Annotated in this window: 26 protein-coding genes, 1 tRNA gene and 1 pseudogene; 12 read left to right on the forward strand and 16 right to left on the reverse strand. The window is 44.5% G+C overall.

Annotated features, from left to right (window positions below):
• Positions 1-128: 128 nt before the first annotated feature.
• On the reverse strand, positions 129-2,378 hold the full coding sequence (locus MICAI_RS03460; RefSeq protein ID WP_008197788.1) for a hypothetical protein: 2,250 nt from the start codon (positions 2,376-2,378) through the stop codon (positions 129-131).
• A complete protein-coding gene (locus MICAI_RS03465; protein WP_008197790.1) occupies positions 2,375-3,316 on the reverse strand; it encodes a homogentisate phytyltransferase in 942 nt (313 codons plus the stop codon). The genes MICAI_RS03460 and MICAI_RS03465 overlap by 4 nt, the downstream gene beginning before the upstream one ends.
• A 239-nt stretch (positions 3,317-3,555) precedes the next feature.
• On the opposite strand from MICAI_RS03465, the gene MICAI_RS03470 reads away from it, so the two are divergent.
• Positions 3,556-3,642: transfer RNA gene (locus tag MICAI_RS03470), tRNA-Ser, on the forward strand.
• A 118-nt stretch (positions 3,643-3,760) separates the two neighbouring features.
• On the opposite strand, the gene MICAI_RS03475 is transcribed toward MICAI_RS03470, so the two are convergent.
• The gene (locus tag MICAI_RS03475; protein ID WP_008197791.1) at positions 3,761-4,423 is read right to left on the reverse strand and encodes a class I SAM-dependent methyltransferase; all 663 of its coding nucleotides are present in this window, start codon (positions 4,421-4,423) and stop codon (positions 3,761-3,763) included.
• Positions 4,424-4,529: 106 nt separating this feature from the next.
• Here MICAI_RS03475 and MICAI_RS03480 point away from each other — a divergent pair.
• Positions 4,530-7,444, forward strand: a pseudogene (locus MICAI_RS03480) (response regulator).
• A gap of 14 nt (positions 7,445-7,458) precedes the next feature.
• On the opposite strand, the gene MICAI_RS03490 reads toward MICAI_RS03480, so the two are convergent.
• Both MICAI_RS03490 and MICAI_RS03495 read right to left on the reverse strand, forming a co-directional pair.
• A complete protein-coding gene (locus MICAI_RS03490; protein ID WP_008197797.1) occupies positions 7,459-8,208 on the reverse strand; it encodes a class I SAM-dependent methyltransferase in 750 nt (249 codons plus the stop codon).
• Positions 8,209-8,288: 80 nt separating this feature from the next.
• Complete coding sequence (locus tag MICAI_RS03495) at positions 8,289-8,780, reverse strand: hypothetical protein (protein ID WP_008197799.1); 492 nt, start codon at positions 8,778-8,780, stop codon at positions 8,289-8,291.
• A 191-nt stretch (positions 8,781-8,971) separates the two neighbouring features.
• Between MICAI_RS03495 and uvrB the strand changes: the two genes are divergently transcribed.
• Both uvrB and MICAI_RS03505 read left to right on the forward strand, forming a co-directional pair.
• Positions 8,972-10,975 (forward strand): excinuclease ABC subunit UvrB, encoded by a 2,004-nt coding sequence (gene uvrB, locus MICAI_RS03500; RefSeq protein ID WP_008197804.1) that lies wholly within the window; start codon positions 8,972-8,974, stop codon positions 10,973-10,975.
• Between the two features lie 884 nt (positions 10,976-11,859).
• Positions 11,860-12,510, forward strand: coding sequence for a TIGR04282 family arsenosugar biosynthesis glycosyltransferase (locus MICAI_RS03505; protein ID WP_039899551.1), 651 nt, complete (start codon positions 11,860-11,862; stop codon positions 12,508-12,510).
• Here MICAI_RS03505 and MICAI_RS03510 read toward each other — a convergent pair.
• The 5 genes from MICAI_RS03510 to MICAI_RS03530 all read right to left on the reverse strand — a co-directional run bounded on the left by MICAI_RS03510 (position 12,472) and on the right by MICAI_RS03530 (position 15,287).
• Positions 12,472-12,984 (reverse strand): L,D-transpeptidase, encoded by a 513-nt coding sequence (locus tag MICAI_RS03510; RefSeq protein ID WP_008197812.1) that lies wholly within the window; start codon positions 12,982-12,984, stop codon positions 12,472-12,474. The genes MICAI_RS03505 and MICAI_RS03510 overlap by 39 nt on opposite strands.
• Before the next feature lie 78 nt (positions 12,985-13,062).
• Positions 13,063-13,368, reverse strand: coding sequence for a DUF6464 family protein (locus tag MICAI_RS03515; protein ID WP_008197814.1), 306 nt, complete (start codon positions 13,366-13,368; stop codon positions 13,063-13,065).
• 59 nt (positions 13,369-13,427) lie between these two features.
• A complete protein-coding gene (gene speD, locus MICAI_RS03520) occupies positions 13,428-13,835 on the reverse strand; it encodes an adenosylmethionine decarboxylase (RefSeq protein WP_008197816.1) in 408 nt (135 codons plus the stop codon).
• A 169-nt stretch (positions 13,836-14,004) separates the two neighbouring features.
• Complete coding sequence (locus MICAI_RS03525; RefSeq protein WP_008197818.1) at positions 14,005-14,658, reverse strand: DUF4335 domain-containing protein; 654 nt, start codon at positions 14,656-14,658, stop codon at positions 14,005-14,007.
• A gap of 2 nt (positions 14,659-14,660) precedes the next feature.
• Entirely contained in the window at positions 14,661-15,287 is a 627-nt protein-coding gene (locus tag MICAI_RS03530; RefSeq protein ID WP_008197819.1) for a DUF3038 domain-containing protein, read from the reverse strand.
• 93 nt (positions 15,288-15,380) lie between these two features.
• On the opposite strand from MICAI_RS03530, the gene MICAI_RS03535 reads away from it, so the two are divergent.
• From MICAI_RS03535 to MICAI_RS26245, 5 genes are all read left to right on the forward strand, one after another.
• Positions 15,381-15,899: an adenine phosphoribosyltransferase gene (locus tag MICAI_RS03535; protein WP_008197822.1), complete on the forward strand. Its 519-nt coding sequence runs from the start codon at positions 15,381-15,383 to the stop codon at positions 15,897-15,899.
• A 157-nt stretch (positions 15,900-16,056) separates the two neighbouring features.
• The gene (locus MICAI_RS03540) at positions 16,057-17,118 is read left to right on the forward strand and encodes an ABC transporter permease (protein WP_008197824.1); all 1,062 of its coding nucleotides are present in this window, start codon (positions 16,057-16,059) and stop codon (positions 17,116-17,118) included.
• A gap of 332 nt (positions 17,119-17,450) precedes the next feature.
• The gene (locus MICAI_RS03545) at positions 17,451-17,759 is read left to right on the forward strand and encodes a hypothetical protein (RefSeq protein WP_008197826.1); all 309 of its coding nucleotides are present in this window, start codon (positions 17,451-17,453) and stop codon (positions 17,757-17,759) included.
• Positions 17,760-17,762: 3 nt separating this feature from the next.
• Positions 17,763-18,641 (forward strand): SDR family oxidoreductase, encoded by an 879-nt coding sequence (locus tag MICAI_RS03550; RefSeq protein WP_008197831.1) that lies wholly within the window; start codon positions 17,763-17,765, stop codon positions 18,639-18,641.
• A complete protein-coding gene (locus MICAI_RS26245; protein ID WP_002759543.1) occupies positions 18,628-18,780 on the forward strand; it encodes a hypothetical protein in 153 nt (50 codons plus the stop codon). The genes MICAI_RS03550 and MICAI_RS26245 overlap by 14 nt, the downstream gene beginning before the upstream one ends.
• A 14-nt stretch (positions 18,781-18,794) precedes the next feature.
• On the opposite strand, the gene MICAI_RS03555 is transcribed toward MICAI_RS26245, so the two are convergent.
• The 3 genes from MICAI_RS03555 to MICAI_RS03565 form a co-directional block, all read right to left on the reverse strand.
• Positions 18,795-19,289, reverse strand: coding sequence for an ureidoglycolate lyase (locus MICAI_RS03555; RefSeq protein WP_008197836.1), 495 nt, complete (start codon positions 19,287-19,289; stop codon positions 18,795-18,797).
• Between the two features lie 5 nt (positions 19,290-19,294).
• Positions 19,295-20,752: an efflux RND transporter periplasmic adaptor subunit gene (locus MICAI_RS03560; RefSeq protein ID WP_008197838.1), complete on the reverse strand. Its 1,458-nt coding sequence runs from the start codon at positions 20,750-20,752 to the stop codon at positions 19,295-19,297.
• Between the two features lie 296 nt (positions 20,753-21,048).
• On the reverse strand, positions 21,049-21,651 hold the full coding sequence (locus MICAI_RS03565) for a GUN4 domain-containing protein (protein WP_008197840.1): 603 nt from the start codon (positions 21,649-21,651) through the stop codon (positions 21,049-21,051).
• A gap of 83 nt (positions 21,652-21,734) precedes the next feature.
• Here MICAI_RS03565 and MICAI_RS03570 point away from each other — a divergent pair, with 83 nt between their 5' ends.
• Entirely contained in the window at positions 21,735-22,715 is a 981-nt protein-coding gene (locus MICAI_RS03570) for an aspartate carbamoyltransferase catalytic subunit (protein ID WP_008197842.1), read from the forward strand.
• A gap of 23 nt (positions 22,716-22,738) precedes the next feature.
• Here the strand turns inward: MICAI_RS03570 and MICAI_RS03575 are convergent, their stop codons facing one another.
• The 3 genes from MICAI_RS03575 to MICAI_RS03585 all read right to left on the reverse strand — a co-directional run bounded on the left by MICAI_RS03575 (position 22,739) and on the right by MICAI_RS03585 (position 24,258).
• On the reverse strand, positions 22,739-23,020 hold the full coding sequence (locus tag MICAI_RS03575) for a hypothetical protein (RefSeq protein WP_008197844.1): 282 nt from the start codon (positions 23,018-23,020) through the stop codon (positions 22,739-22,741).
• Positions 23,021-23,218: 198 nt separating this feature from the next.
• Positions 23,219-23,695 carry an urease accessory protein UreE gene (gene ureE / locus MICAI_RS03580; protein ID WP_008197846.1) on the reverse strand — a complete coding sequence of 159 codons (477 nt, stop codon included), beginning with the start codon at positions 23,693-23,695 and terminating at the stop codon, positions 23,219-23,221.
• Between the two features lie 77 nt (positions 23,696-23,772).
• A complete protein-coding gene (locus MICAI_RS03585; RefSeq protein WP_008197848.1) occupies positions 23,773-24,258 on the reverse strand; it encodes a DUF4168 domain-containing protein in 486 nt (161 codons plus the stop codon).
• A gap of 546 nt (positions 24,259-24,804) precedes the next feature.
• Between MICAI_RS03585 and MICAI_RS03590 the strand changes: the two genes are divergently transcribed.
• Both MICAI_RS03590 and cobD read left to right on the forward strand, forming a co-directional pair.
• Entirely contained in the window at positions 24,805-25,089 is a 285-nt protein-coding gene (locus MICAI_RS03590) for an HU family DNA-binding protein (protein WP_002759570.1), read from the forward strand.
• Positions 25,090-25,120: 31 nt separating this feature from the next.
• Complete coding sequence (gene cobD, locus MICAI_RS03595) at positions 25,121-26,167, forward strand: threonine-phosphate decarboxylase CobD (protein WP_008197853.1); 1,047 nt, start codon at positions 25,121-25,123, stop codon at positions 26,165-26,167.
• Positions 26,168-26,203: the final 36 nt, after the last annotated feature.

Consider the following 26,203-nt stretch of genomic DNA (forward strand, 5'->3'; position numbering starts at 1 on the left):
GTAGTTCTGAATCTAGGGCTATTTTAGTCTGCTATCTTGATTATATCATCAATAATTGCTCAAATAGTCATCATTTTGACAAATGCTTCTTGATAACTGTTAACTTTTTTGTGGTCACTTGCCAATTTTTATGGCTCTTGAAAATTGATCTCTTTTAATCTAACTGCACCGTCGATAATTGAGATTTCCTGAGAGCCAATTTGCACGATCGCATCTAATCCCTTACCGATAATTTTAACTGCTGGGGGGCGACTTTTCTGCACGGTCATCACCAGAAAAAATTCCTCACTACCCGTGGCTAAAATGCGCTCACCTGTATTAGTTTTCTCAACTTTTAAAGTCACGGGAGTGATAAAAGTTCCCTGCATAGTTGCCCGATTTTGAGTGATAGTAAAACTATTTTTTCCGAGAGTTACATTTCCCTGGGTATTCATCACCCAAGTTTTATTAATAAATTCTGGTTGCTCGACTTCACCTAATAATTTATCCATCAAGACGAATAATCCGGGAGAACCAGAGGAGAGACTGTAATCGACAGCGAAAGAACGAACTAGAGCCACTTCTGCCGGTTTATTAGCTCCCTTAACCCTAATTTTATCAGTTTTTAACGTAATTATTCCCGAACCATCGGGACTAGATTGAAAAGATATCGGTTTTGCCTGGGACCAAGGCGGTGTTTTCGGGAAAGTAACCGTGTTTTCCGAGTTCCAGTCGCCTTCTGACCCCTCAAAACTTGCCCAATGTCCTCCTAATCCCCAAATTCTCACACTAGCGACATCGGGAAAAGACCATCCCCTCACAAAAGGTTGCTGTTTAAGATAGATACTAGCGACAAAATCCTCTTCATTTTGCCAGCGATTACGAAAAGCATAAAATCCCTTTTGTTGATCAACTAAAACCCTGGAAAGTTGGCGTTCGGGATTTTCTGGAGTAAGATTAGATGGATAAGCAGCGAGAAGAAAAGGGGCAATATGGGGATAATGGGGGTGAAAAAGTTGTTTTTCTTGACCTTGTAATCGCCATTTTATTGCTGGTAGCCATGATTTATCGGTAATTCCCAATCCGATAGTTAATAAAGACACTCCTACAAACATCTGATGTCTGCCATAAGCAGGAATCAATAATTGACCATTTTTAGGGACAATTCTGGTTAAATAATGGGGGATTAATTGGGCTGCCGAAGAACCAGTTACTAAGTCTAATCCGAGACTATTTCGATACCCTTGCAGAAAAGGAAAAACAGCGAGAACCATGGGTTCGGTGGTGTATAAATCTCCCTCCGTGCCAAATCCTCGATCGCCGATAGCTGTGGTAAAATAGCGTTCGATGTGACGTTTGGCCATTTCCACCTGTGCAGGGGGATAATAGAGAGGATCGGGCGGTAAATCTTCTTTGAGAATCGCTAAACTGGCTAATCCTGCCGCACCTCTGGCCCGCGCATTCCAGTTACTAACTGTGTCTCCATTCCAGTCATTTTTGGGTGAATCGCCTTTGAGAAGTTTTTTACTTTCACTGAATAACCAGCCAGTAATTTCCTGTTGGCGCTTTTCTCCCCAAAAATCATAACAAAGATCGTAGGCGAGAGCGACTCCGGCGACAATCGGAGATTGTTCTAAGATTCTCCTGCCCCGATTTTTACGGGTTTTTTCGAGAATTTCCCAGGCGGTTTCTGCTGATTTTCTATCTTGATTTAAAATTGCTAAAAAACAATGGCCTGTGGCATGATAACCCCCATTAGGAACATAACCATCGTAATAAATTTTTTCTTGTAAACTGTTGTTTAATTGGGCGATAATAGTCTGACCGATGGGAGTTTTCGCTTTTTCTCTGAGATTAGTTAATTCTGACTTGCGAAAGATTAAACGGGGATGTTCTCGCGCTTGTAGGGGGTGGTAATTAGGGACGGGATTAGGCCATAAAGGCGAAATTGTGCCATTAACTTGGCTATGTCGTCTTCTTCCCCCTAAAGTGCCTTGATAACTGCCGATAAGTTGGTCTTGGTAGGGGACAATTTCGATATTATAAATAGCTTCCCTGACTTCCGCTTGCCAAGGGTGACTTTGAATCATCATTTTCACCTGTAATCGCCAAGCATTGTCTAATTTAATCGTTTTTACTGTACCTTGGTGATCCACTTCTTGATTGAATTTCGGTGCGTATCCCCACACCGATGGCTGACAAACAGCGCGATCGCAGCTTAGATCTAGGGTAAGATCTTGATAAACGGGTTGATCTTGCCACAGTTTCCAAACGCCATGTTTCAGGGTTAAACGAAGGTTGCCGGTTAATAATTGCGGATCGATGGTTTCTTGACTAGGTGCGCTTGTACCACCTAGCAAAAGTAAGGGAATCGCCGCTAAAAAAGGAGATATTTTCATAGTAAACAAGCAAGGGGAAATATCAGGTATTCTAGGAAGAATAATTTCCAAATAAATTGGTAAAATTGGCTGATTTCGCTTTTATCTTCTAAATTCACTCCGCGACTACGCCACCAAAGAAGAACAAGTAGGAGCAGATGGGCGACAATGGCCAGAGGAGAATTAATTCCCCTTATCCCCAAGAGTCCGACGGCAATCATACCTGCATAACAAAGGGAAATTGTCAAGAGGGAAATTATTAAGATTTTTTGAGGACCAAGCAGCAGGGTAAAAGTGGTAATTTGGTAAATGCGATCGCCTTCTAGGTCGGGAACATCCTTAAAAATAGCGATCGCAACGGTGAAAACGAGAACAAAAGCTGTTAAAACCCAGATCGAGGGATAGATAGACTGATTTTGATTAATAACTGTGTTGTAGTGGCGAAAAAGACCTAAATTGACGATGACACCCCGGACGGTAAAAATACAGAAGGCGGACCAGAGGGGAAAGCGTTTCAAACGCACTGGAGGCAAGGAATAGGCAGTACCGATGATTAAACTAATCCCCACGGTGATTAACAGCCAAAAACCACCGATAAAAGCCAGTATAATCGCTAAAATACCGCTAAAACCCACGATTAACCCGCCTGTCAACCGAGAAAATTCGCCCTTGGCGAGGGGAAGATGAGGTTTATTGATTTTATCGATGTCGATGTCTTCCAACTGATTTAAACCGACGATATAGACATTACCTGCGAGACAAGCGACCCAAGTGAGCAATAAAACCGACCAATGGCTAAAAAAATCGCTAATATTGCCTAAAGCAATTAAATACAGACTTAAAACACTCAAAGAAGTGCCGATAATCGTATGGGGACGAGAAAATTTCCAGAGACTCCCTAACCGGTGGAGAAAGTTAGGCTGGGGATGGTTAACTGGAAGAAAAGGAGCTTGATTCATCGGACCTCTGGTAAAAATCAAAAATTGTCGTGGTGGCTGAGGATTCGGTCGTCGGTCGTCAGGAGGATTAGGAATGAACAATAATCGATTAAATGGTCTATTTAGCTATTTTATGCCACTTAATCCTGATTTTTGAGGGTTTAAAAACCTCAAAAATCAATTATGCCAGAGGTCGATTAAAAAAAATCAATCCTAGGGCAAGTAATCTGTTAAAATGATAATCCAGACTGAAAACCTGTGGAGAGGTGGCAGAGTGGTTGAATGCGGCAGACTCGAAATCTGCTTTAGGGTCACACCTAACGTGGGTTCAAATCCCACCCTCTCCGTGGAACTGATAATTTATAGCCTTGCCGTGGCTGGTTTTGGCCCGGTGACTAAATTTAGACAAGAAAAATCGACCCTAATTGTTAAGAGCAAAAGCTTTTCTAATCTCCCTTAACTTCTTCACTTTTTCATGGCTAGGGTCAAACCATCACCAATAGGAATAATACTGATATTGACCCGTTCATCCTGCTGAATTTTGGCATTAAGTGAACGGATAACTTTGGTGCGATTATCGGTGCTATCGGCCGCCGCTACCCGTCCCGACCAAAAAACATTATCGATAGCGATAATTCCGCCGCTTCTAACCAATTGTAACGCCCGTTCGTAGTAGGGATCATAATTACTTTTATCGGCATCGATAAAGACAAAATCAAAACTATTACTTTCTCCTGCGGCGATTAATTGATCTAAAGTATCCAGGGCCGGGGCAATTCTTAAATCGATTTTAGCGGCGACACCGGCCTGCTGCCAATAACGGCGGGCTATACTGGTATATTCTGCGCTCAGATCACAAGCGATGAGCTTGCCTTCTGGGGGTAAAGCTAAGGCCACCACTAAAGCACTATAACCGGTAAAAACCCCGATTTCTAGGGTTTTTTTCGCCCCGATCGCCTGTACCAAAAAAGCCATAAATTGACCTTGTTCGGGGGCAATCTGCATGACTGCCAGGGGTTGAGAGGCAGTTTCTTGACGTAATTGAGCTAGAATAGGAGACTCTCGCAGACAGATAGATTGATAGTAGGCATAAAATTGTTGATCGAGTCCAAGAGTTTGATTAGCCATAAAAAAATTGCTAGTGGATAGAGTTATCGAGTAAAATTTTCGGTAATCTGAAGCTAGAGAGAGCGTATTGGTTGACCAAAAAGGAAGACTTGGCAGGGAGCAAATCATGATCAAACCCGACTCAGACCATCTCTTTAACGAGGATCTCGAACAGCTGTTAGAGAGTTTAGAAGACAAAGACAGCGACGGTGACGAGGCTCTAGAGGAACTCAGCTTTTTATGGGAGCAGAGTTCCCCTCCAGCGTCCGGGGCCTCTCTTCGGCAAACCCTGTCTTCCTGGACCTGGGAACAGGAATTAGAAGAACTTTTTGGCGGTAGTATCAATGGGGAAGAAGCCCCCAGTAATGATCTTTATTCTACCCGCGGGGCTGCTCCCAAGTTAGAACCGGAAGATGGGGATGATCTAGCATCTCTGCTGCTGGAAAATGTGGCGGTTCAGGAATCAGAAGCAGTTATAACCATCGGCCACCCCAATTTTTACGACAGCCTCGAAGACTTAGAAGCTTTTCTGGAAAAACCGACTCTACCGGCCCAATCACCACTGCCAGACATCTTTGAATCTTTAGAAGTCCTCCTCTGGGAATCCACAGAAGGGGACCATCCACAAGGGTTAGAATCCCTGGAAATTGCCCCAGAAAGCCTCCTAGAGGATGAATTCAGGGATTTAGAAAAACTCCTCGCAGAAACTGATCAGGTGATGGCAGCAAATCCGGCCGCCAGTTTCGGTTCACCGGTCGGGTCAAATAACCTGCGTCCCCTTGTCAGTAAAGCTTTTGAACAGACGATGCGGGTGCCGATCAAACAGTTGGATAACCTCAGCAATCTGATCGGGGAACTGGTGGTTAAACGCAATCGCCTGGAAGAGGAACAGGATCGCCTGCGTCTCTTTTTAGATAATTTGCTCAACCAAGTCCAAAATCTCAGCGATGTGGGCAGTCGGATGCAGGATCTCTATGAAAGAACCCTCCTAGAAGGGGCTTTACTGGCCAGTCGCAATGCTGGCGATACCATCGGTTACGGTAGAGTTAAGGGAGAAAATCAGGGCAGTTCGGCTATGACAGGCCAACTAGATGCCCTAGAGATCGACCGCTTTACCGATTTCCATTTATTATCCCAAGAGATGATCGAATTGATCGTGCGAGTGCGAGAATCGGCCTCTGATATTCAATTTGTCGTCGATGAAACCGATCAGGTGACGCGCAGTCTGCGACAGGCCACCACCCAACTACAGGAAGGGATGACCAAATCGCGCATGGTTCCCTTTAGTCAAACCGCCGATCGCCTACCCCGGGCAATTCGCGATATTTCCCTGAAACTGGATAAACAAGCCAAATTAAAAGTGGAGGGGGGTGATGTGCTCATCGATAAGATGATCCTCGAACATCTCAATAGTCCCATGACCCATCTGGTCAACAATGCGATCACCCACGGCATTGAATCACCCCAAGAACGCATGGCCAAAGGGAAACCGGCCCTCGGTACCATCTCCGTCCGGGCATTCCTACAGGGCAATCAAACCGTGATCACCGTTAGTGATGATGGGGCCGGTATTGATGCTAATCTGGTTAAACTTAAGGCGATCGAAAAAGGCCTGATCAGCGATCCGGAAGCTCAAAACCTCAGTCCCCAAGAAGTCTATGAACTGCTCTTTCACCCCGGTTTTAGTACCAAAGATCAGGCCGATGATTTTGCCGGTCGTGGGGTGGGTTTAGATGTGGTGCGGACAAGTTTAATCGATGTGCGCGGGACTGTTACTATTGACTCGCTACTGGACAAAGGAACCACTTTTACCATCCGTTTACCCCTCACCCTGAGTATCTGTAAGGCCCTGTGTTGTGTTAGTAATCATGCGCGCATCGGTTTCTCCATGGACGGAGTGGAGGATATGAAGGATTTCCGGGCCAGGGAGATACAAATCGATCGGGAGGGACGTCGCTGCGTTTTCTGGCAAAATACTTTACTACCCTTCCAACCCTTAAGCGAATTGCTTTCCTACAATCGGCAACTAAGTCGCGGTAGTTTTTACACTGGCAAACAGGAGGAAGACTCTTTTTCGATCGTGATCCTGCGCGGTGGTAATAATCTCCTCGCGGTACAGGTGGATCAAGTGATCGGTGAACTGGAAATCGTCATCAAACAGATCGAAGGACCGATTCCGAAAACGGCTGGGATTGCTGGGGCGACGGTTTTGGGCGATGGTACGGTGATGCCGATCGGCGATGTGTTGGAGTTAATCGACATCGCCAGGGGTCGTCTGCGTACCGATAACGGTGGTCCTTGGCGCCAACCTCTCCCCCCCGTAGCGGTGAAAACTAGGCAAAAATCGGGGGCTATGGTTCTGATTGTCGATGATTCGATTACTGTCCGGGAATTGCTCTCTTTAAGCTTTAGTAAAGCTGGTTATCGTGTGGAACAGGCCCGGGATGGTCAAGAAGCTTGGGAAAAATTACGCGGCGGTTTGCCCTGTGATATCGTTTTCTGCGATATCGAGATGCCCCGCATGAATGGCCTAGAATTACTCTATAATTTGCAAAAAGACCCCCAATTAGCCTCGATTCCCTTCGCTTTATTGACTTCCCGAGGAGCGGAACGTCATCGTCAGGTGGCGGCGACATTAGGGGCTAGTGGTTATTTTACCAAGCCCTACACGGAAAGAGATTTACTCTCGGCAGCTGAAAGAATGATTGCGGGGGAAGTGTTACTAGCTAATAGTATTAAAGCGACTCCTAACCCGTCTTGATCCCCCGATACAACGATTATTGACAGTTTCTCTGCGATATCGAAATGCCTCGCCTGAATGGGTTAGAATTGCTCTCTCGTCTGCAAGAGGATGAACAACTTCAGGGAATACCGGTGGCGATGATTACCTCGTGCGGGGCGCAAAAAATGCAGCATCTCGCCGCCGCTCAAGGGGCAAAAGGTTATTTTGTCAAGCCCTATATTGAGGATGTTTTACTGTCGGCAGCCCAACGTTTAATCGCTGGTGAGGTGTTAATCCAAAAACAAAGTCCCGCGGATTAGCCCGGGTTAACTGGCTAATTTGAATTTGTTTTCTGAAAAATCATTAAATGTTGTTGGGGCAAAGTCTCGATAATTTCTTCCGGCACTAAACCGACAGCAGCCATTTCTTTTTCTACCTGTCTGCGGGTCATTTTATGAAGGGCTTTGATGGGAATCAGGGGATTTTCACGACGGTATTCTACTAATACCACCCTACCATCGGGTTTTAAGGATTTGAGCAGATTCTCCATCATCTCGCGGGGAGAGGAAAACTCGTGATAAGCATCGACCATTAAAGCTAAATCGATCGCATTTATAGGCAATTGGGGATCGGTTTCTGTGGCGAGAATTGTGGTGATATTCTTCACTTGATTTTCCTCGGCTAAAAAATCAATTGCCCCTAACATTTCCGGTTGCACATCAACGGCGAAAACTTGTTCTACTAAATTCGCCAGAGGAAAACTAAAATAACCTGTCCCTGCGCCGATATCTGCTACTAGATCTGTGGGTTTTAGATGTAGTGCAGTGATCAGATCATCGGGTTTTTCTGTGAAACGGCGACTAGGACGTTCTAACCATAACATTTCTTGGTGTCCCATGACTTTAGCGATTTCCCGTCCTAGATAAAATTTACCGATACCATCGCGACTATGAAGCGATCGAATCTGATAATATTGCTGCGGCGCTAAAACTGAAGCATCGTAGGTAAGATTTAATAATCCGAAACCACAAAAAACCACTATTAGAAACGAGACAATTAAGAAAAATTTTTGCTTAAACAGCATCGGGATTAAAAACGGTGGGCTAGAAAAAATAAATTCCCCGTCTGGGACAGGGAAAAAATCTATCTTGGTCAACAAAACAATTAGTCTAAAAATCCCATTAAAGTTTCGGGATCATCGATTTCATTGGAAGCAACGGGACGATTACCCATGACTGTATAAGTTTCGCTAATGTGCAGATGACTGAGAGCAATCGGACGATTGCCAGAAATCGCTAGAGTGCTGCTAACTTCCATACCACTAGAGCCGACAGGACGCAATCCACCGACGGAAGAATAGGTACTAACCACTTTCAGATGGCTAACTTCCACGGGACGGCCTCCGGGTAACATTTCATCTTCCGTGAAGTGAAGATGGCTAGTACCAACAGGACGATTTTCGGGTAAGCGATGTTCAGGTTGATAGAATTTTAAGGCTTTGGAAGCCGATTCAGCGTTGTTTTTCACCGAAAGGGCGACCACTTCTTTATCTTTGGCGGTTTTAGCCGTAGTAGCTTTACCGCGTGAGCTGCTGGTCTTTTCTTCTGTGGTTGCTGGGGTTTGAGTCCCGTTCGTTTCTAGATTTTCCACCGTCATAACCTGATACTCCTTTCCGTTAATAGCTTCGGGGAAACGATAAGATTTAAGTTTAGGGTATTCTCGAAGACTTTTAATCTTTTTTTAAAATCCTCTCTAATATTAAGATACATCTTTCTTTCCCAAAACCCTATAAGTGTTGGTAATTTGATTGATAATTTATTTTGCCTGTTCTCTACACCTAGCCGCTAATGTCCGCTTTTCAACTACAAGCACCCTTTCAACCCACCGGGGATCAACCGGCAGCGATCGAACAATTGGTAGATTTCCTGCAAAACCGGCAGCGTTTCCAAACCCTCTTGGGGGCAACTGGCACCGGCAAAACCTTCACCATTGCCGCTGTGATCGAGAAAATCGGCAGGCCTACCCTTGTCCTCGCCCATAATAAGACCCTGGCCGCCCAATTATGTAACGAATTGCGGCAATTTTTCCCTAATAACGCCGTGGAGTACTTTATCAGCTATTACGACTACTATCAACCGGAGGCTTATATTCCCGTCAGCGATACCTACATCGAAAAGAGTTCTTCGATTAATGATGAGATCGATATGCTGCGCCATTCGGCCACGCGATCGCTATTTGAACGCAGGGATGTGATCGTCGTCGCTTCCATTAGTTGTATTTATGGCTTGGGAATGCCGGCGGAATACCTAAAAGCGGCGATTTCCTTAACAGTTGGTCAAGAGTTCGACCAAAGGCAATTATTACGGGCCTTGGTGTCAGTGCAGTACAATCGCAATGATTTGGAGTTAACTCGCGGTCGTTTTCGTCTGAAGGGCGATATTTTGGAAATTGTCCCCGCTTACGAGGATCGGGTGATTAAAATTGATTTTTTTGGCGATGAGATTGAAAGTATTCGTTATCTCGATCCCCTGACGGGGGAAGTTTTGCAAAAATTAGAGCGAATTAGTATTTATCCGGCCCGTCACTTTGTTACCCCGGAGGAGCGTTTAGAGGTGGCCTGTCGGGATATTAAAACCGAGTTAGATAACCGTTTATTGGAGTTAGAAAAAGCGGGCAAATTACTGGAAGCGCAACGGTTGGATCAGCGGACTCGTTATGATTTAGAAATGTTGCAGGAAGTGGGTTATTGTAATGGCGTGGAAAATTATTCGCGGCATTTAGCGGGTAGATTAGCGGGGGAACCGCCGGAATGTTTGGTGGATTATTTTCCTCAAGATTGGTTATTAGTTGTGGATGAATCCCATGTCAGTGTGCCGCAAATTCGCGGGATGTATAATGGCGATCAATCACGAAAAAAAGTTTTGATCGATCACGGGTTTCGTTTACCGAGTGCGGCGGATAATCGTCCTTTGAAGTCGGAAGAATTCTGGCAGAAAGTTAATCAATGTATTTTTGTTTCGGCCACCCCGGGAGATTGGGAATTAGCACAGTCAGAAAATCGCATTGTTGAACAAATTATCCGACCGACGGGAGTTTTAGACCCAGAGATTTTTGTGCGACCAACCGAGGGACAAGTGGATGATTTATTAGGGGAAATTAAGGAGCGAGTGCGTTTAAATGAACGGGTTTTGATTACCACTTTAACTAAACGCATGGCGGAAGATTTAACCGAATACTTGCAAGAAAGGGGAATTAAAGTTAGATATCTACATTCGGAAATTCAATCAATTCAACGGATTGAAATTATCCAAGACCTGCGAGAAGGGGTCTTTGACGTGCTGATCGGGGTGAATTTGCTTCGCGAGGGGTTAGACCTGCCGGAAGTGTCTTTAGTGGCGATTTTAGACGCAGATAAGGAAGGATTTTTAAGGGCTACCCGCTCTTTAATTCAAACTATTGGCCGGGCTGCTCGTCATATTCGGGGTCAGGCAATTCTTTACGGAGATAATCTCACCGATAGTATGATTAATGCGATCGAAGAAACCAAGAGACGGCGCACTATTCAACAGGAACATAACCAAAAACATGGGATTATTCCGCAACCGATTGTTAAAAGGTCGAGTAATTCAATTTTGGCTTTTCTGGATATTTCCCGTCGCCTAAATTCCCAACAATTAGAGGAGGTTTGTGAGAATATAGAAGAAATTTCTTTAGAACAAATTCCCGAATTAATTCAACAACTAGAAGCGCAAATGAAAGAAGCGGCGAAAAATCTAGAATTCGAGTCAGCAGCTAAATATCGTGATCGGATTAAGCAATTACGAGATAAGTTATTAAATCATGTTAGTTGACAATCCCGTTGCCTAAAGGTGTGGGGATTCTTCTCTCTTTCTGGCGAAATAGTTCCCATACATGGGCAAAGTCTCAGTGGTTCTTACGACCGTAATCAAGGAATTAAAGCTTTGCATTTAGTGACGGCTTGGGCGGGGGGCTCTCCCAGCTTTGGTGGGTAAAATGTATTCTAAGATACATTTCTCAAGAGCGAGGGGGTGGAACGAACCACAAAGACACAAAGGACACAAAGATCGATCGATCCTATGTCAATTAAACTTATCACACAGACCCTAGAAGAGCCGGCGGGGGATCAGAAATTAGTTTTAGTGAGACTTAGACGTTTTCGTTCAGCAAAAAAGGCTCAAACTATTACGGGACAAGGGGTTAATATATCTGGGTTTCAGCGATTTGGCTTCTCGAAGTAAATCCCAAGCAGGGATTCGGGTTAAGGCTTTTCTCGATTTGTTTTTTGTCTAAGTCCCACTATGGCGGCAGCGAGGAGAAAATGCCTACTTGGTTAGGTGAGGATTATTGCTATCATTCTCAAGGGGGAAAAGACTTAACAGATTTGTATGAATAGGTGATTGCAGGGAGTCAATGAGAACAAGTTTGTTACAGTATGCTAAAACTAATAATTAGGGTTTGCGGCAAAAAGTTTGTTGGTGGGGTTAGGAGTCAGAAGTCAGGAGTCAGGAGTCAGGAGTCGGGAGTTTCAGGCTTTGTTGCCCTCTCTTTTTTGTACCAACTTATGTACTATTATAAGGATAAGGCAAGGTTTTTGAAGGTCCCAATCCGATTTTCGCAGCATGAACATCGGATTTTAACAGGTCAAAAGCCTTATTTTAAAAGGTTTTTACCATTATTCAGCAAACCCTACTTAATATCATCTTCGCAATCACTCGTGGACTGGAGACAACAACTAATTATTTTTACCCGTTATCCGGAATTGGGGAAAGTAAAAACCCGTATGATTCCAGCTTTGGCAGCCAAGGGAGCCGAAGAATTACACCGCAAACTGGCCGAATATACTCTCAGTAAATTAGCGGGTTTGAGGAATTTTCTCTCTCTGATCATTTACTACCATGGCGGCAGCGAGGAAAAAATGCGTACTTGGTTAGGTGTGCATTATTCCTATCATTCTCAACGGGGAAAAGACTTAGGAGAAAAGATGCAAAACGCTTTTGCCGATGGTTTTGCTCAAGGGATGACAGCGATCGCTATGATTGGCACAGATTGCCCAGAAATCGGGGAAAAAGAGATTTTAGCAGCCTTTGAGGCCCTAAAAACCCACGATATGGTTTTAGGGCCGGCGTTAGATGGAGGATACTACCTAATTGCTTTAAAACAGGTCTTTCCAGAGCTTTTTGACGGTATTCCCTGGGGGACGGGGGAAGTCTTGGCAAAAACCCAGACAATCGCCGCTAAACTAGCTTTAAAGACCGCTTATCTGCCTAAATTAGCCGATATTGATCGCCCGGAAGACCTGCCTATCTTAAAAAAGTACCTGCCAGAATTAAGGTTGAACGATGACGGGGGTTCCCATGCGGACTAAATCAAACAACACTTTCACATCCTGATTCCGCATCCGCACACAACCATGGGAAGCGGCGCGACCGAGGGAATTTTCCGCGGGGGTGCCGTGAAAACCGATGGAATTTTTGCCGTCACTCCAAAAACCGATCCATCTTTCCCCTAGGGGACTATTGGGACCGGGGGTGCTGACTTTTCCCGTCCAGGGACTTTTCCAGACGGGATTGCGAACTAATTCCCGCACTTCAAATTTACCTGTGGGGGTTTCCCAGCCTTTTTTGCCGACGGCGACGGTAAATTGGGCTAAAACTTTACTATCTTGATAAACGTAAACTTTTCTCTCTTTCAGTTTTAGGATCAGATGGGTAGCGAGAGTTTGATTGGCTGCGGTATTCGGGGTGACGGTGCTGATTTGGTTAGCTTGGGCCGGATATACGGGTAAACAAGTTAATCCTAATCCGATGATTAAGAGGGTCAAATTTCGTTTGAACGCCATTATTCCCACACTCCTCAATTGCGATAGCGATAATTTTTAAGGATAGCAAATAGGGAACTTTTTGGAAGCTCAAGCCGCTTACACTGTGCCAGTTTTAGCTTCGTACTGCCGACAACCTTCACAGGGACCTGGGGGATTAACCGCACAACGCAAGTGGGGGGAATAGGCATTAAAACGACAACTAAGATCACCTATAAATGCCGGTTTATTTTCTGTCCCTAGAGGGATTGACAAAAAACCACTGGCCCTCACCGTGCTGTATTCGTGACGATGGCGAATCCCTCTCAAACGGTTACTTAATCTCTGTTGGAATCGGTTAATTAACCAGAGACTAACCAGAGAGGGAAAGAGGGCGAGGATAAAAACAAAGGTTATCCTGATCACGATTTCAGTTTAGGCGATCGCCAGTGATGCTAACTTATTATTAAGGCCGGCCCTAAAAATTAGGCCATAACCAAGGAAGACTTCAGGGGTTCTTCCTTTTTGCTTTCATAAACTGCCCCAGTACCGGGGAATCCTCTGGTTAGTTCCCGGACTTTAATCTCACCTGCTTGCAGGGATTTGGTCAAAATTTCCATGGCAACCACGGGTTTACCGGCACCACAGAAGAATAAATCGGCGGCGAAATAGCCGTGTTCAGGCCAGGTGTGGATCGCGATATGAGATTCAGCTAAAGTCGCCGTCGCGGTAACTCCGTGGGGACTGAACTGGTGGACACACAAATCGATCAGCGTTGCTTCTCCTGCCGTAATTCCATCGAGGATAGCGCGACGAATGCGCTCGGGATCGTTGAGGAGGTCAGCAGGTACTTGCCAAGCATCGACAATCAAATGGGTTCCCAGTTTGGTCATTTTTTTTTCAATACTCCCTATCGAAAAACCTTCACAGAATTACCAGTGTAACACAATTTTTCTAACTTGTGCAAAAAAGATCCAGTTTTTCTCGGTTACTTTTTCTAAAAAACTGAGACAGTGTGGGGTGTGGGGTGTGGGGTGTTGGGAAAAGCGCAAGGGACTAATTTTATCTGGGAGGGGGGACAGGATTAGTGGGGACGGTGGGACTGGGAGAAGCGGCAGGAATGGGGGGATTTTCGGGTTTACGGACTTGGGGGACGGGTAACAGATAGAAAAGTAGGGCGCAAGCGACAAGACTGCCTAATCCTGCCAAAAAAGGCACTGTTCGACTGGCCACCGATTCATTCACCTTATGGTAGCGACGGGAAACTGGCTGTAATTTTAGGGTTAGGTCAGGTAAAGTGCGAGTATCGGCAAAAAATTGGTCAATCGCTTCTATTAAATCGAATAACTGCACGGTACTGATTTCTATCTTGACCGGACTTTCTGGGATGTTCAAGTCCGTTGATGGATACCAGACCAGACGATGGAGATTCTGGTCAATCTTTTCTAAGTACACATGATCTGGTTCCTGGACGGGGTCTTGGGGATGACGAACACCACTTAAAAATTCTTGGGCATACTGACTGACCGCTTGGACTAAATTTTCCAAGAAAACCCGACCACCTTGCAGGACTTTATTAGCCCCGATTAACCGACATTCTACGTTAGTCAAAATTGAGAGTAAAGGTCGGCTATCCCCGGGTTTAGCTGGGGCGAAATCATCGCCGAAACCATCGAGAATCAGGGTACAATTGGGCAGGCTATACTGTCTTCTCATCTTTACACGATCTCCCCATCAAATAAACTAATCCAAAGCCGCTGCATTCCCGTCGTACCAGTACAAAATAATAACCGATCGAGGAGGGATAAAGCCAGTTCATTTAAAGCATTTTCATCCGCTAGATAAACCGATACTTTGGCCCGACGGGGGTTCATGCGACTGCGAAAATTGGAGCGAAATCGTTCTAGGTATTCTGATAAAAGAAAATTATTATCCACGGGTAAACCCTTTGATTCCATCTGTTGCCGCGCTAACAGTAATTGTCGGATGGATATAGCCAGGGGTTTGGCCCGATAACTGGCAATGATAACTAAAGCTTTTGCTTGGTCAAGGGTGAGACGGTCGAGAGTGTAAGAAATTCGCCACGGATTGGTACAGCGCAGGCGCCAGAAAATAATCCGGTTTTTAACAATTTTATCGAGTCCTAGTTCTTTACAGAGGGCTAACAGGGCCTCCCCGGCGCCGACTTCTAAGGATTCCAACGCTAATAGCATTAAATCGATATGCTGTTGGATATGTAGGGCGCATTGCTGACTGGCAATCGGAAAATCTGGTAAAACGCTTAAAATAACTGGTTTTTCTGGGGCTGATGCTGTAGATTCGGGCGTTAGGCTAGTAGGGGTCATGATATAGGATAACTAGAACACAAGGGCGATCGAGTCAGGATATTGTAAATTGTATAGATAGCTGTCCCCCATTTTACGAGACACGGAAACCGAATGGATCTGAAATCACTGATTCGCGATATTCCCGACTTTCCCAAACCGGGTATTGTCTTCCGCGATATTACTACCCTACTCAATCATCCCCAAGGATTACGTTACACCATCGATACCCTAACGGCAAAGTGTCGCGATTACGGTTTATCCCCCGATTACATTGTCGGTATGGAATCGCGGGGTTTTCTCTTTGGTGTTCCTTTAGCATACCAATTAGAAGCGGGATTTATTCCTGTCCGGAAACCGGGTAAATTACCCGCCGCCGTCCATAGTATCGAGTATGATTTGGAATACGGAAGCGATAGCCTGGAAATTCATCAGGACGCGGTGGCGGCCCATCACAAAGTCTTAATTGTCGATGATTTAATCGCGACGGGAGGGACGGCGAAAGCGACGGCCGATTTATTAGAAAAAATTGGTTGTGAGGTGTTAGGATTTGCCTTTATCATCGAGTTAATCGACCTCGGTGGTCGGGAAAAATTACCCGATTTACCGATTATTACCCTCATCGATTATTAGGTTTTTTCTAAGTACCCAAGCAGAACTAATTACACATTTTGCTAACACTCTGGCAAGAGTGCCTATCTCAAAAATGGCAATTAATTCTGCACCACTATTTATCTCCTGTCTCCTGAATTGGAGTCCCCACTAGGAAATTAACTTGGCACGATTACTTATGACGGCGACTGATGATAATTATAAGGCTGCAAACGCTCGATCGAGTGCTAATGGGTTACAATCTCTCCTAACTAGCGAAACTTTTTTATATATTGTCAAGCGTGTTCTCCAGGGTTTATTAACTCTGTTGTTGGCCTCGGCTTTGAGTTTTGCTATTATCCAATTAACCCCCGGTGGTTTTCTAGCTTTGCTTGACCTTAATCCCAAGATTAGTCAGGAAACTAAAGAACAATATATTGCCCTTTTTGGTTTAAAAGACCCGCCGATTGTCCAGTATTTTAAGTGGTTGTGGCAAGTGATAACTCAGTTTAATTTTGGTCTGAGTTTTACCTATTTTCGTCCCGTGTCTTCCCTATTATTAGAGAGAATTCCAGCGACGTTGTTAATGTCTTTGACTTCCATCATTTTAACCTGGGCGATTGCGATTCCCTTGGGCATTGTCAGCGCCGTCAAACAAAACCAATTTATCGATAAATTTTTCCGAGTTATCAGTTATCTTGGTCAAGGTTTCCCCAGTTTTATCACTGCCCTTTTACTGCTAATTCTCGCCCAAAATGTCTCGCCGCTTTTACCAGTGGGTGATATGACCAGTATTAACTATTCGGAATATTCCCCTATCGGTAAAGTTTTGGATATTGGTTGGCACATGATTTTACCAACTATTGCCCTAACAGTTACCAGTTTTGCTGGATTACAAAGATTGATGCGGGGACAATTATTAGATGTTCTGCGACAGGATTATATTCAAACTGCGAGGGCGAAAGGTTTACCGGAAAATAAAGTTATCTATGTCCACGCTTTACGCAATGCTATTAATCCCCTGATAACTCTTTTGGGCTTTGAATTTTCTAGTTTGCTAAGTGGGGCATTTATCGCCGAATTTTTCTTTAACTGGCCCGGATTAGGTCGTTTAATTCTGCAAGCTGTGACGGCTAAAGATTTATATTTAGTTATGGGCAGTTTAATGATGGGGGCTACTATGTTGATTATCGGTAATCTCCTGGCTGATTTACTTCTCAAAGCTGTAGATCCTAGGATTAAATTGGAGGATTTAAAGTAGGGTGATAGGGAAATTTTATCAGTTATCAGTAATCAGTTATCAGTTATCAGTGGGGAGATGGGGAGACCACTGCGTGCGCGTTGCGGGGGGAGACCACTTCGTGCGCGTTGCGGGGGGAGATGGGGTAAATTTCAACTAAAACCCTAAAACACCAAAACCCAACCCCTAACCCCCAACCCCTTTTTTCCTTTTCACTTTTTACTCAAGTAGGGAGGCACAATTATTTGTAGGATGGGTTAGCGGTAGCGTAACCCATGCAGGCGTTGGGTTTCATGCTTCAACCCAACCTACGTTCATCTTATATTTAATTCCACCCACCCACTTAACCAACTATGTTAGCAACTACGCATTATTTACTCAGGTCAAAACAAGACGGACAATACCTAGTGGCGCGTCTGAGAAAAGGTGAAAGCGAAACTCCGGCTAGTTATCTGCTTCTGTTTAAAGAATCCTACGATGCTTTAAGTTATATCAATACCCATGCTCAGGATTTAGCCAATAATTTTTCTGTGGAAACTCTCTCAGGAACACAATTAAAGGGACTGATGCAGCGATGGGGATTTGCAGGAATTGGTTTAGTTAATGAACCCTTGGAACCACAGGTGCGGTTTTTAGCCTATGAAAAAGGATTTAATCTCTAAACTATGAAAACGCTGTTAATCACTGGAGTTAGTGGTTTTTTAGGTTGGCATATTTACCAAAAAACGCGCTCATCTTGGGCAAGTTTTGGTACATATTTTAATCACAATGTCAATAGTAATGACCCGAATTTAATTAAAGTTAACTTAACAGACTTAGCCGCAGTTAAAGAAATTTTTCAACGGATTAAACCCGACGCAGTAATTCATGGGGCTGCCCAATCAAAACCGAATCTCTGTCAAGAATTTCCCCAAGCATCCGAGGCAATTAATCTGACAGCTTCTCTAGAAATTGCCCGATTGTGTAGTCAATATCACATACCGCTAGTTTTTACCTCTACCGATTTAGTTTTTGATGGTAAAAATGCCCCCTATTCCGAACATGGTCCCGTTTCTCCCGTCAGTGTCTATGGTGAGCAAAAAGTAGCGGCGGAAAAGGGTATTTTAGCAATATATCCTCGGGCAGCCATTTGTCGAATGCCTTTGATGTTTGGTTCCCCTTCTCCCAGCGCTAATAGTTTTTTGCAACCCTTTTTAAAAACCCTGCAAGAGGGAAAAGAATTATCTCTATTTACCGATGAATATCGTACAGCTGTTGGGGTTAATAGTGCGGTGGATGGGTTACTTTTAGCCCTAGAAAAAGTGCAAGGGATTATTCATCTGGGAGGTAAAGAAAGAGTTTCTCGTTATCAATTTGGTTTACTAATGGCGGCAGTTTTTAATATTCCCAGAGAACAAATAAAACCCTGTTTACAGTCCGATGTTCCCATGAGTGCGCCCCGTCCCCAGGATGTTTCTCTTGATAGTTCTCTTGCTTTTTCTTTAGGTTATCAACCATTAAGTATTAAAACCGAATTAGAGGCAATTAGAGATGAAATTATCTGAACAAAAGCGGACTATATTAATTATCTTGCTCCTTTTTTTTACCGCTATTCTCATGGCCAATTATTTTGAGGTAGGAATGACAGGAGTGTTAGCTTTTTTCGTTGCCTATCTTTCTAAAGGATTGCGAAAAGTTAAGTAAAAAAATTAATTGTTTCAATCAACAATCTCGAATTCTATTGACTGCTCTTGGGCAAAATTATAGGTAAAATGATCGACAATATTAGTATCGCTCAATTCAAGATTATAAAAATTGATCGCCGGTTGATCAAAAAGTGGGCCAGCGTGCCAAGTTCCCACCTCTAATTTAATAAAACAGTCCCCGGGGATGCGAAAAACCTTTAATTTTTCCAAATCCGGTTGAGGATGAGGACTAGGGGGGGCCACTCCTAAAAACCACTCTTGTCCCCCCAAAGAACCAAGACATTGGGTACATTGACTATGGCGAGTAATTCGATTAAATTTACGTCCGCGAGTCTGTAAACGCATAATATAAAAGCGTGGCACACCGTTTTTTAAATGTAGTTGTGCATCGCTTTCATCAAACAGTTTCCCGTCATGGCTAGGGGTTATTAATTGACCGTAGGGACGGAAACTTTCGGCGGTAATTAGTTGCGCTGACAGGGGACGAACGGTAATCGAATTACTCATAAAAATTACTGCTGACTAACAGTTATAGCTGTACCATCTCGGAGAGAAAGAATATTATTAATAGCAATTCTTTCCCCGGCATTTACTCCAGAGATAACCTGATAAGCTTGCCCTTGAATCGTTCCGACTTGAATGGGTTTTTGTCTAACCACTAAACGCTCCTTGGCATTTTCTTGACCTTCTTTAGCCTTTTCTTTCTCGGCCACAAAAACAAAATTTTGCGCTCCGATGCTAGTCACTGCCGTGGTGGGAACTAATACCCCCGGTTTTTGATCCCAAATTAACCGCGTCCGCACATATTGGTTATTGCGAAGACTGCCATCATTAGTAAAGGCAAATTTGACTAAAACCGATTGGGTAGCTTGGGAAACGGTGGGGGAAATAAAAGTTACTTGACCGCGAACCCCCGGGCTGCCATCGGGATTAATAATTTCCACGGGCAAACCGACGCGCAGACGCGGTTGTAATTCCACGGGAATCTGCACATTTAGTTCCAAAGTTTTATTATTAGTCAACGAGGTTAATTCTTCACCCAGGGAGATAATATCGCCGACTTTTCTTTGATTAAAATCGCCGACAAAACCATCAATCGGGGCGGTAATGGTGTTAAAAACTAAATTCTGACGCGTCGCCCCTAATTGCCCCTCAGCGCTGGCTACTGCCGCTTGACGACTGTTCACTGTTGCCGCCGCCGCCGCCACCTGTTGCCGTGAGGCTAATTCGTTTTGAATGGCGATATTTAATGCTTCTTGGTTTGCCTGTAGGGTAGCCCTAGCCGCCGTCACCTGTTGACGGGCCGCATCACGATTTTTAGACCGGGCCTCTACTTCCGCCCTGGCGGCCTGAATGTCGCGGCGGCGATCATCTAAGTCCTGTTGGGGCTGTGCGCCTTGTTTAACCAGAAATTCGGCTCTTGTTAGGTTTTTTTCCGCTAAATCTAAATTAGCTCTCGCTCTCTGCAAATCGGCTTCGGCGGCGCTCAAGGTGGCGATCTGACTTTTAACATTAGCTTCCGCATTGGCCACATTTGCCCGATTCTGGGCAATTTGGGCTTTATTTGCCCTCGCTTGCGCTTGTCTTTGCCTTAAATCTGCTTCAGACCCGTTGAGGTTCGCTTTGGCCGAATTTACCTGGCCGATACTGGCGTTTACCTGTTGCTGTTGTTGTTCGGGATCCAATTCGGCGATTTTTTGTCCCTGAGTTACCTGATCGCCAGATTTAACGAAAATAGTCCGAATCCGACCGGTAATCTGAGGGGAGACGCTAACACGCTCTTGGGCGATCAAAGTACCCACAAATTCGCTACTTTGCACTAATTTGTCGGTGCCGAGGGTTTGCAGTTTGACGGGAACAGCCGCCGGTCCAGTGGCCTGGGGGGTTTGGGGGGCGCAACCAGCGACAATTAGGGAAACGGCGATCGACGAACCGATCGCTCTCGATACGTTAACGGATCGTTTAATCATTGTTAAATTTACGGGTTTTTAGCGGAAAAAGTGCTAGGAAATCGGAAAAGGAAGAGGAAGATGAGGAGAGAAGCTTTTCCTTAAATTTTACTCTACAGAATTGATCGCCGTGATTATTAAACCTCTGGCATAATTAATTTTTGAGGGTTCAAAAACGGCAAAAATAAGGATTAAATTGCCTAAAATCCTTAAATAGACTATTTAATTGATTATTGTTCATTCTTAATTCTCCTGGCTACTGACTACTGACTACTGACTCCTAACCCTAACAACAATTGTTGATTTTTACCAGAGGTCTATTGTTTGCTTTGCCCTAAGCTAACAATATTACAGGTGACTAATCTTTGGGCGAGGGTGGAGTATTCTAGGCGACCACCGGCGATCTGATATTCGTCCCGGGGCGCCGGTAGATGACCAACGGGAGCATTGAGGGTATAGTTAAGATTTTCTTTAAAGATAATCCAATCACCACCTTTACGCCAACCGATGCGATCGCCAAAAGTTTGAAAATTTTCGATCGCCACTAAGCGCCCCGGTCGATTACCCGTCTCGATAAAAATGCGAAATTGGGTACTGAAACTAAAACGACCCCCGGAAGCTTCTTTCCAGAGTTGATCCATCTTTTGCAGATCCCAACAGGCCAATTTTTGCAGGTCTTCCATGGTAAACCAGCCCTGTAATTCCCGTCCAGTTGCTTTCAGCATTAAATTACGGGTTTCATCGTTAGCTTGTCGCCAATTTTGTTGAGCGAGGAAATTTTTCAGCCGAGTGTAATTAATGCCCGTGGTCGGTGATACCATTTCCCCAGAGGTGGTAGTCTGGGCAACGATCGCCGGCAAGGGATTGAGAAATAAAGCGATCGCAAGAGTGATCTGACAGAAGGAAAAATTAATTCTCATAAACCCTATTTATTAACCTGATGCAAAGAAATCCTAGAATAGCATAGACGAAATTTGCCGTTTTTACCGCCTCCTTAACTCCTATGGCTTTCACTTGGACTCGACACCACATTTTGGGATTGCAAGACTGGCAACCGGAAGAATACCAAACCCTGCTACAAACGGCCTCTAGTTTTCGTGAAGTTCTTTCCCGACGCACCAAGAAAGTGCCGGCCCTACAGGGACAAGTGGTGACAAATCTTTTTTTTGAACCCTCCACCCGCACCCGTAGTAGTTTTGAACTAGCGGCGAAACGTCTCTCGGCCGATGTTCTTAATTTTGCCCCGGGTAGTTCCAGTTTGACTAAGGGGGAAACGATTCTCGATACCGCTTTAACCTATGTGGCCATGGGTACGGATATTTTTGTTATCCGACATCAACAGTCGGGAGTTCCCGATTTAATTGCCGCAGAAATGGATCGTTTGCAGTCGGGGGTCAGTATTCTTAATGCTGGGGACGGTCAACACGAACACCCCTCTCAGGGACTTTTAGACCTGTTTACGATCTGTTGTCTGTTAGATGAAGAAAATCCCCGTTTAGAATTGTTAGAGGGCAAAAAAATCGCTATTGTCGGGGATATACTCCATTCTCGTGTGGCGCGTTCCAATATCTGGAGTTTAACCACGGCAGGGGCGGAAGTACATTTGTCCGCACCCCCCACCCTACTGCCGAAATATTTTGGGGAACTGTGCGATCGCCTATTTCTCCACTGGGATTTAGAACCAGCTTTAGAAAAGGCCGATTTTGTCATGACCCTGCGACTGCAAAAAGAACGCATGACTGCCAATCTTTTGCCCAGTTTACGGGAATATCATCAAAGTTTTGGCATTACTCGTCCTCGTTTGCAATCCTGTCAACCGGGGGTGAAGGTGCTTCATCCGGGGCCTGTGAATCGGGGAGTGGAAATTAGTTCCGATTTAATGGACGATCCCGATTTTAGTCTGATTTCCCAACAAGTTACCAGTGGTGTCGCTGTCAGAATGGCTTTGTTATACCTCATTGGTAATCTTCGCGGCGACCGGTAAAAGCTTCTCAGGGATTTGCTCTTTTAGTCTGGTTTCATTGAAACAATCCTAAAGTTTCTATCAAGGTAAATATCATACTTTCTTCCTCCCTCACACACAGCATCTTCTGCTTCAAATTGGTTAGTCTCAACATCAAATTTCATCGCTTTAGGATTCCTACAACCCTGTTTTAGCAAAGCATCGGTCAACCGCGATTTTTCTTCCGGGGTCAAAGCTCGATAATCACTACTATTAGCTTGACCTGCATAGATTGACATTCCTATAATGCTAAGAGATAGTAAGCTTATGATCGATTTGGTCTTCATTTTTTCAACTTCCTGAATACAATAAAAACATCATTCCAAGGGTTTTAAACCCAAATTTTCGCTAATTAGTTCGGCACGATTACCAGTCAACTTTATTTTAGGAAAAGCATACCTATTTTGCAATAAGTATAAATACTCAAGCTATCCCTAGGGCTTTTCTAGGAACTGCGACCGATACCGGATTCCGTTCTTTTTAAACTATCCCTTTTTTGCCTCTTCCAGGTCATGATAATGCTGATAAGCGCCGATTTCGGGGTTAAAAGGGGCGATTTCTTCATTTACAGTTAATCCCAAACCTTCTAACATTGCTTGTAGGACAGAATCGGGGACCAGACGGAGATAATCGGGATTAATTTCTAAGGCTACATGACGATTACCGAGGTGATAGGCAGCTTTGAGGAGTAAATCGGTTGAAGGAGCGGTAATAGTGATAACTGGTTCTGGTTTAGCAATAATTTGAATAATTTCGCCGTTTTCCCCCCGCAGGAAATCGCGATCCTGTAGAATGGTACCCCGGGGTAAACGAAAACAGAGGGAAAAACCTTCGGGACTGTCGAGACGATAACGGCTGCGGGTGCGTTCTTCGGCCGTGAGTAGAAGGCTAAAAAGTACCGTTTCTGGGGGAGGTGGACTAGCGGTATGACGGGGGGGTAAGCGCTCGGTAAAAGTTAACATGGTAGTGGTCAATGGAAAAAAACATTCTTAATTGTAGCCCCGACTCCAGCTTGACCCGAAAAACTGAGGAACTTTTTCTATTTATTTTCCCGTTGCAGACGAATCATCTCATTTTGCACCCGTCGTCTCAAGTTATCATCACTACTAATCCGGTTAGTGATTGCGTTAAATTGAGCGGCAGTTAGACCGCTATCTTGGACAATCTTTTTTGAGTTATTACAATAATCTACGGCAATTCTTTGGGCATTAGCTGGAAGATTATTAAAGCTTTCCCGTTGGTTACAGGTAATTGCCGGGGGACTTTTCCCTAAAATTCGCGAAATTTCCTGATAAGCTTGTTTTCTTTGGATTTCGATCAACAAAACTGCGGTCGCATAACGTTTGATTTGGTCAGCCGTAAAATCTTGAGTATAAGCGGAGGACTGGAAACTAACCACCTCCGTCGTCCAAGAAAATTCGGGAATCAGACCGCCAAGAATGGCGATTACTGCCAAAAAAGTCACGATAAAAGAACGTCTTAAGCTTTGACCTAGATCGGCTAGGGGATAGCAGTAAATCACCATGCGAGTTTGTCGCTGAATAGATAATGATAGCAAACTTTCCAGTTAAATCCTGCTTTTTTGAATATTTTTAACGATCATAAGTTCCAATTCTAGCGAATATCTCCTGGGCCTGAACCTTAATTTTTGGTCAGAAATTGCTTTGGTAAACTTTTTTAACGTTTCTAGGGGCAAAATTAGTCAAAAATCTTTGAGAGAACCGATGAACGATTTTTGGGAAGTTAGGATGCCTATCGCTTTTAGAGAATATTTATCGGCAATTTAGCCAGCTAATCTCTTTTTATTAGCTTATATCGCTGTAAATCTCTCGCTTATTCCCTTTTGTCACTCGCCTTGGCGGGGAATCGGGAGGAAATCTAGATAAATTAAAGGTTTCAGCGATTCCGATCGAGACAATTCCCGCTTAGAATAATGCAGTGGAATATATAGCCAATGGGGATTTGAGGCATTATTTATTGCTCTCGATTCTGGCGAGTCCTCAACAGGAGAACCATAAACTACTGACAACCACCCTAAACTCAGAAAAACCGCAAAACAAGGAGTTAGCGCATGAATAAAGGTGAATTAATCGATCAAATCGCTCTCAAAGCCTCTGTCACCAAAAAACAAGCAGATGCTGTTCTCACTGCCGCCATCGAAACCATTATCGAAGCGGTTTCTGAGGGGGACAAAGTAACCCTAGTAGGATTCGGTTCCTTCGAGGCCCGGGAACGTCAGGCCAGGGAAGGACGCAACCCAAAAACCGGCGATAAGATGGAGATTCCGGCCACTCGCGTCCCGGCTTTCTCGGCGGGTAAACTGTTTAAAGACAGAGTGGCCCCGGATAAGGAATAATTACTGTTAAGCTTGGATCGCTGTAAGTCTTTTGCCTAGACCTAAACATGGTGGTAATCTTGACTGGGCGGCCGCCATTGCCGGCTGTCCGGTTTCCTCTATTCTCGATTTTTCTGCCAGTATCAACCCCCTCGGTCCGCCGGAAAGCACCCTAACCGCTATTAAAAGCCATTTAACCAGTCTGACTCGTTATCCTGACCCCGAGTATTGGCAGTTGCGTTCCGCCCTCGGTCAATGGCACAATATCGGGCCAGATTGGATTCTCCCTGGCAATGGTGCGGCCGAGTTATTAACTTGGGCCGGTCGGGAATTAGCCTCATTTGATAGTGTTTATGTACTAACACCTGCTTTTAACGATTACGAACGGGCCTTAAAAAGTTTTGGCGGGAAAATCTGCCAACATTCCCTCGATTTAACCAGTTTAAAGCCGGTTAATCCCGAAAAACAAGGCTTATTACTCAATAATCCCCACAATCCTACGGGGAAACTCTGGACGGTGGCGGCCATTCGTCCCTATCTATCGCAATTTGGTTTGGTGGTAGTGGATGAAGCTTTTATGGATTTTTTACCCCCCCAACAACAGGAGAGTTTAATATCTCTGTTGCCGGAATATCCCAATCTCGTGATTTTGCGTTCCCTAACTAAATTTTACAGTCTCCCCGGTTTACGTCTAGGATACGTCCTCGCCCATCCCGATCGCCTGTTACAATGGCAAAAATGGCGCGATCCTTGGTCGGTGAATAATTTGGCTGTGGTTGCCGCTATTGCGGCAATTGAAGATAGGGATTTTCAACAACAAACCTGGGATTGGTTAACGGCAGCCCGCCAGGATTTATGGCAGGGATTAGCTAATTTTTCGCAATTACAGCCCCAAACCAGTGCCGCTAACTTCCTCTTAGTACAATCTCAATCTTCCTGTTTACCCCTACAGGAAGCTTTATTAAAATATCATCGAATTTTTATCCGCGATTGTCTCAGTTTCCCCGAATTGGGCAGCAATTATTTTCGGGTTGCTGTCCGTTTACCGGCAGAAAATCAACGATTATTATCGGCTTTAGAAAGTGTTTTAAGTAGGTAGGCGTTAAAAGTTATCAGATCCCCCCACCTATCGGCA

The sequence above is a fragment of the Microcystis sp. T1-4 genome (genome assembly GCF_000297435.1).
Classification (GTDB): Bacteria; Cyanobacteriota; Cyanobacteriia; order Cyanobacteriales; family Microcystaceae; genus Microcystis.

Excerpts from the sequence above, each read along its gene's own strand:
- MICAI_RS03585 (WP_008197848.1), bottom strand. The coding sequence starts at position 24,258 with ATGGTGATTTACTGCTATCCCCTAGCCGATCTAGGTCAAAGCTTAAGA.
- MICAI_RS03570 (WP_008197842.1), top strand. The coding sequence starts at position 21,735 with ATGGCTTTCACTTGGACTCGACACCACATTTTGGGATTGCAAGACTGG.
- MICAI_RS03535 (WP_008197822.1), top strand. The coding sequence starts at position 15,381 with ATGGATCTGAAATCACTGATTCGCGATATTCCCGACTTTCCCAAACCG.
- MICAI_RS03560 (WP_008197838.1), bottom strand. The coding sequence starts at position 20,752 with ATGATTAAACGATCCGTTAACGTATCGAGAGCGATCGGTTCGTCGATC.
- MICAI_RS03475 (WP_008197791.1), bottom strand. The coding sequence starts at position 4,423 with ATGGCTAATCAAACTCTTGGACTCGATCAACAATTTTATGCCTACTAT.
- MICAI_RS03575 (WP_008197844.1), bottom strand. The coding sequence starts at position 23,020 with ATGAAGACCAAATCGATCATAAGCTTACTATCTCTTAGCATTATAGGA.
- MICAI_RS03510 (WP_008197812.1), bottom strand. The coding sequence starts at position 12,984 with ATGGCGTTCAAACGAAATTTGACCCTCTTAATCATCGGATTAGGATTA.
- MICAI_RS03530 (WP_008197819.1), bottom strand. The coding sequence starts at position 15,287 with ATGACCCCTACTAGCCTAACGCCCGAATCTACAGCATCAGCCCCAGAA.
- MICAI_RS03465 (WP_008197790.1), bottom strand. The coding sequence starts at position 3,316 with ATGAATCAAGCTCCTTTTCTTCCAGTTAACCATCCCCAGCCTAACTTT.
- MICAI_RS03540 (WP_008197824.1), top strand. The coding sequence starts at position 16,057 with ATGACGGCGACTGATGATAATTATAAGGCTGCAAACGCTCGATCGAGT.
- speD (WP_008197816.1), bottom strand. The coding sequence starts at position 13,835 with ATGACCAAACTGGGAACCCATTTGATTGTCGATGCTTGGCAAGTACCT.
- MICAI_RS03460 (WP_008197788.1), bottom strand. The coding sequence starts at position 2,378 with ATGAAAATATCTCCTTTTTTAGCGGCGATTCCCTTACTTTTGCTAGGT.
- MICAI_RS03565 (WP_008197840.1), bottom strand. The coding sequence starts at position 21,651 with ATGAGAATTAATTTTTCCTTCTGTCAGATCACTCTTGCGATCGCTTTA.
- uvrB (WP_008197804.1), top strand. The coding sequence starts at position 8,972 with ATGTCCGCTTTTCAACTACAAGCACCCTTTCAACCCACCGGGGATCAA.
- MICAI_RS03550 (WP_008197831.1), top strand. The coding sequence starts at position 17,763 with ATGAAAACGCTGTTAATCACTGGAGTTAGTGGTTTTTTAGGTTGGCAT.
- MICAI_RS03525 (WP_008197818.1), bottom strand. The coding sequence starts at position 14,658 with ATGAGAAGACAGTATAGCCTGCCCAATTGTACCCTGATTCTCGATGGT.
- MICAI_RS03555 (WP_008197836.1), bottom strand. The coding sequence starts at position 19,289 with ATGAGTAATTCGATTACCGTTCGTCCCCTGTCAGCGCAACTAATTACC.
- MICAI_RS03495 (WP_008197799.1), bottom strand. The coding sequence starts at position 8,780 with ATGACGGTGGAAAATCTAGAAACGAACGGGACTCAAACCCCAGCAACC.
- MICAI_RS03490 (WP_008197797.1), bottom strand. The coding sequence starts at position 8,208 with ATGCTGTTTAAGCAAAAATTTTTCTTAATTGTCTCGTTTCTAATAGTG.
- MICAI_RS03545 (WP_008197826.1), top strand. The coding sequence starts at position 17,451 with ATGTTAGCAACTACGCATTATTTACTCAGGTCAAAACAAGACGGACAA.
- MICAI_RS26245 (WP_002759543.1), top strand. The coding sequence starts at position 18,628 with ATGAAATTATCTGAACAAAAGCGGACTATATTAATTATCTTGCTCCTT.
- ureE (WP_008197846.1), bottom strand. The coding sequence starts at position 23,695 with ATGTTAACTTTTACCGAGCGCTTACCCCCCCGTCATACCGCTAGTCCA.
- MICAI_RS03590 (WP_002759570.1), top strand. The coding sequence starts at position 24,805 with ATGAATAAAGGTGAATTAATCGATCAAATCGCTCTCAAAGCCTCTGTC.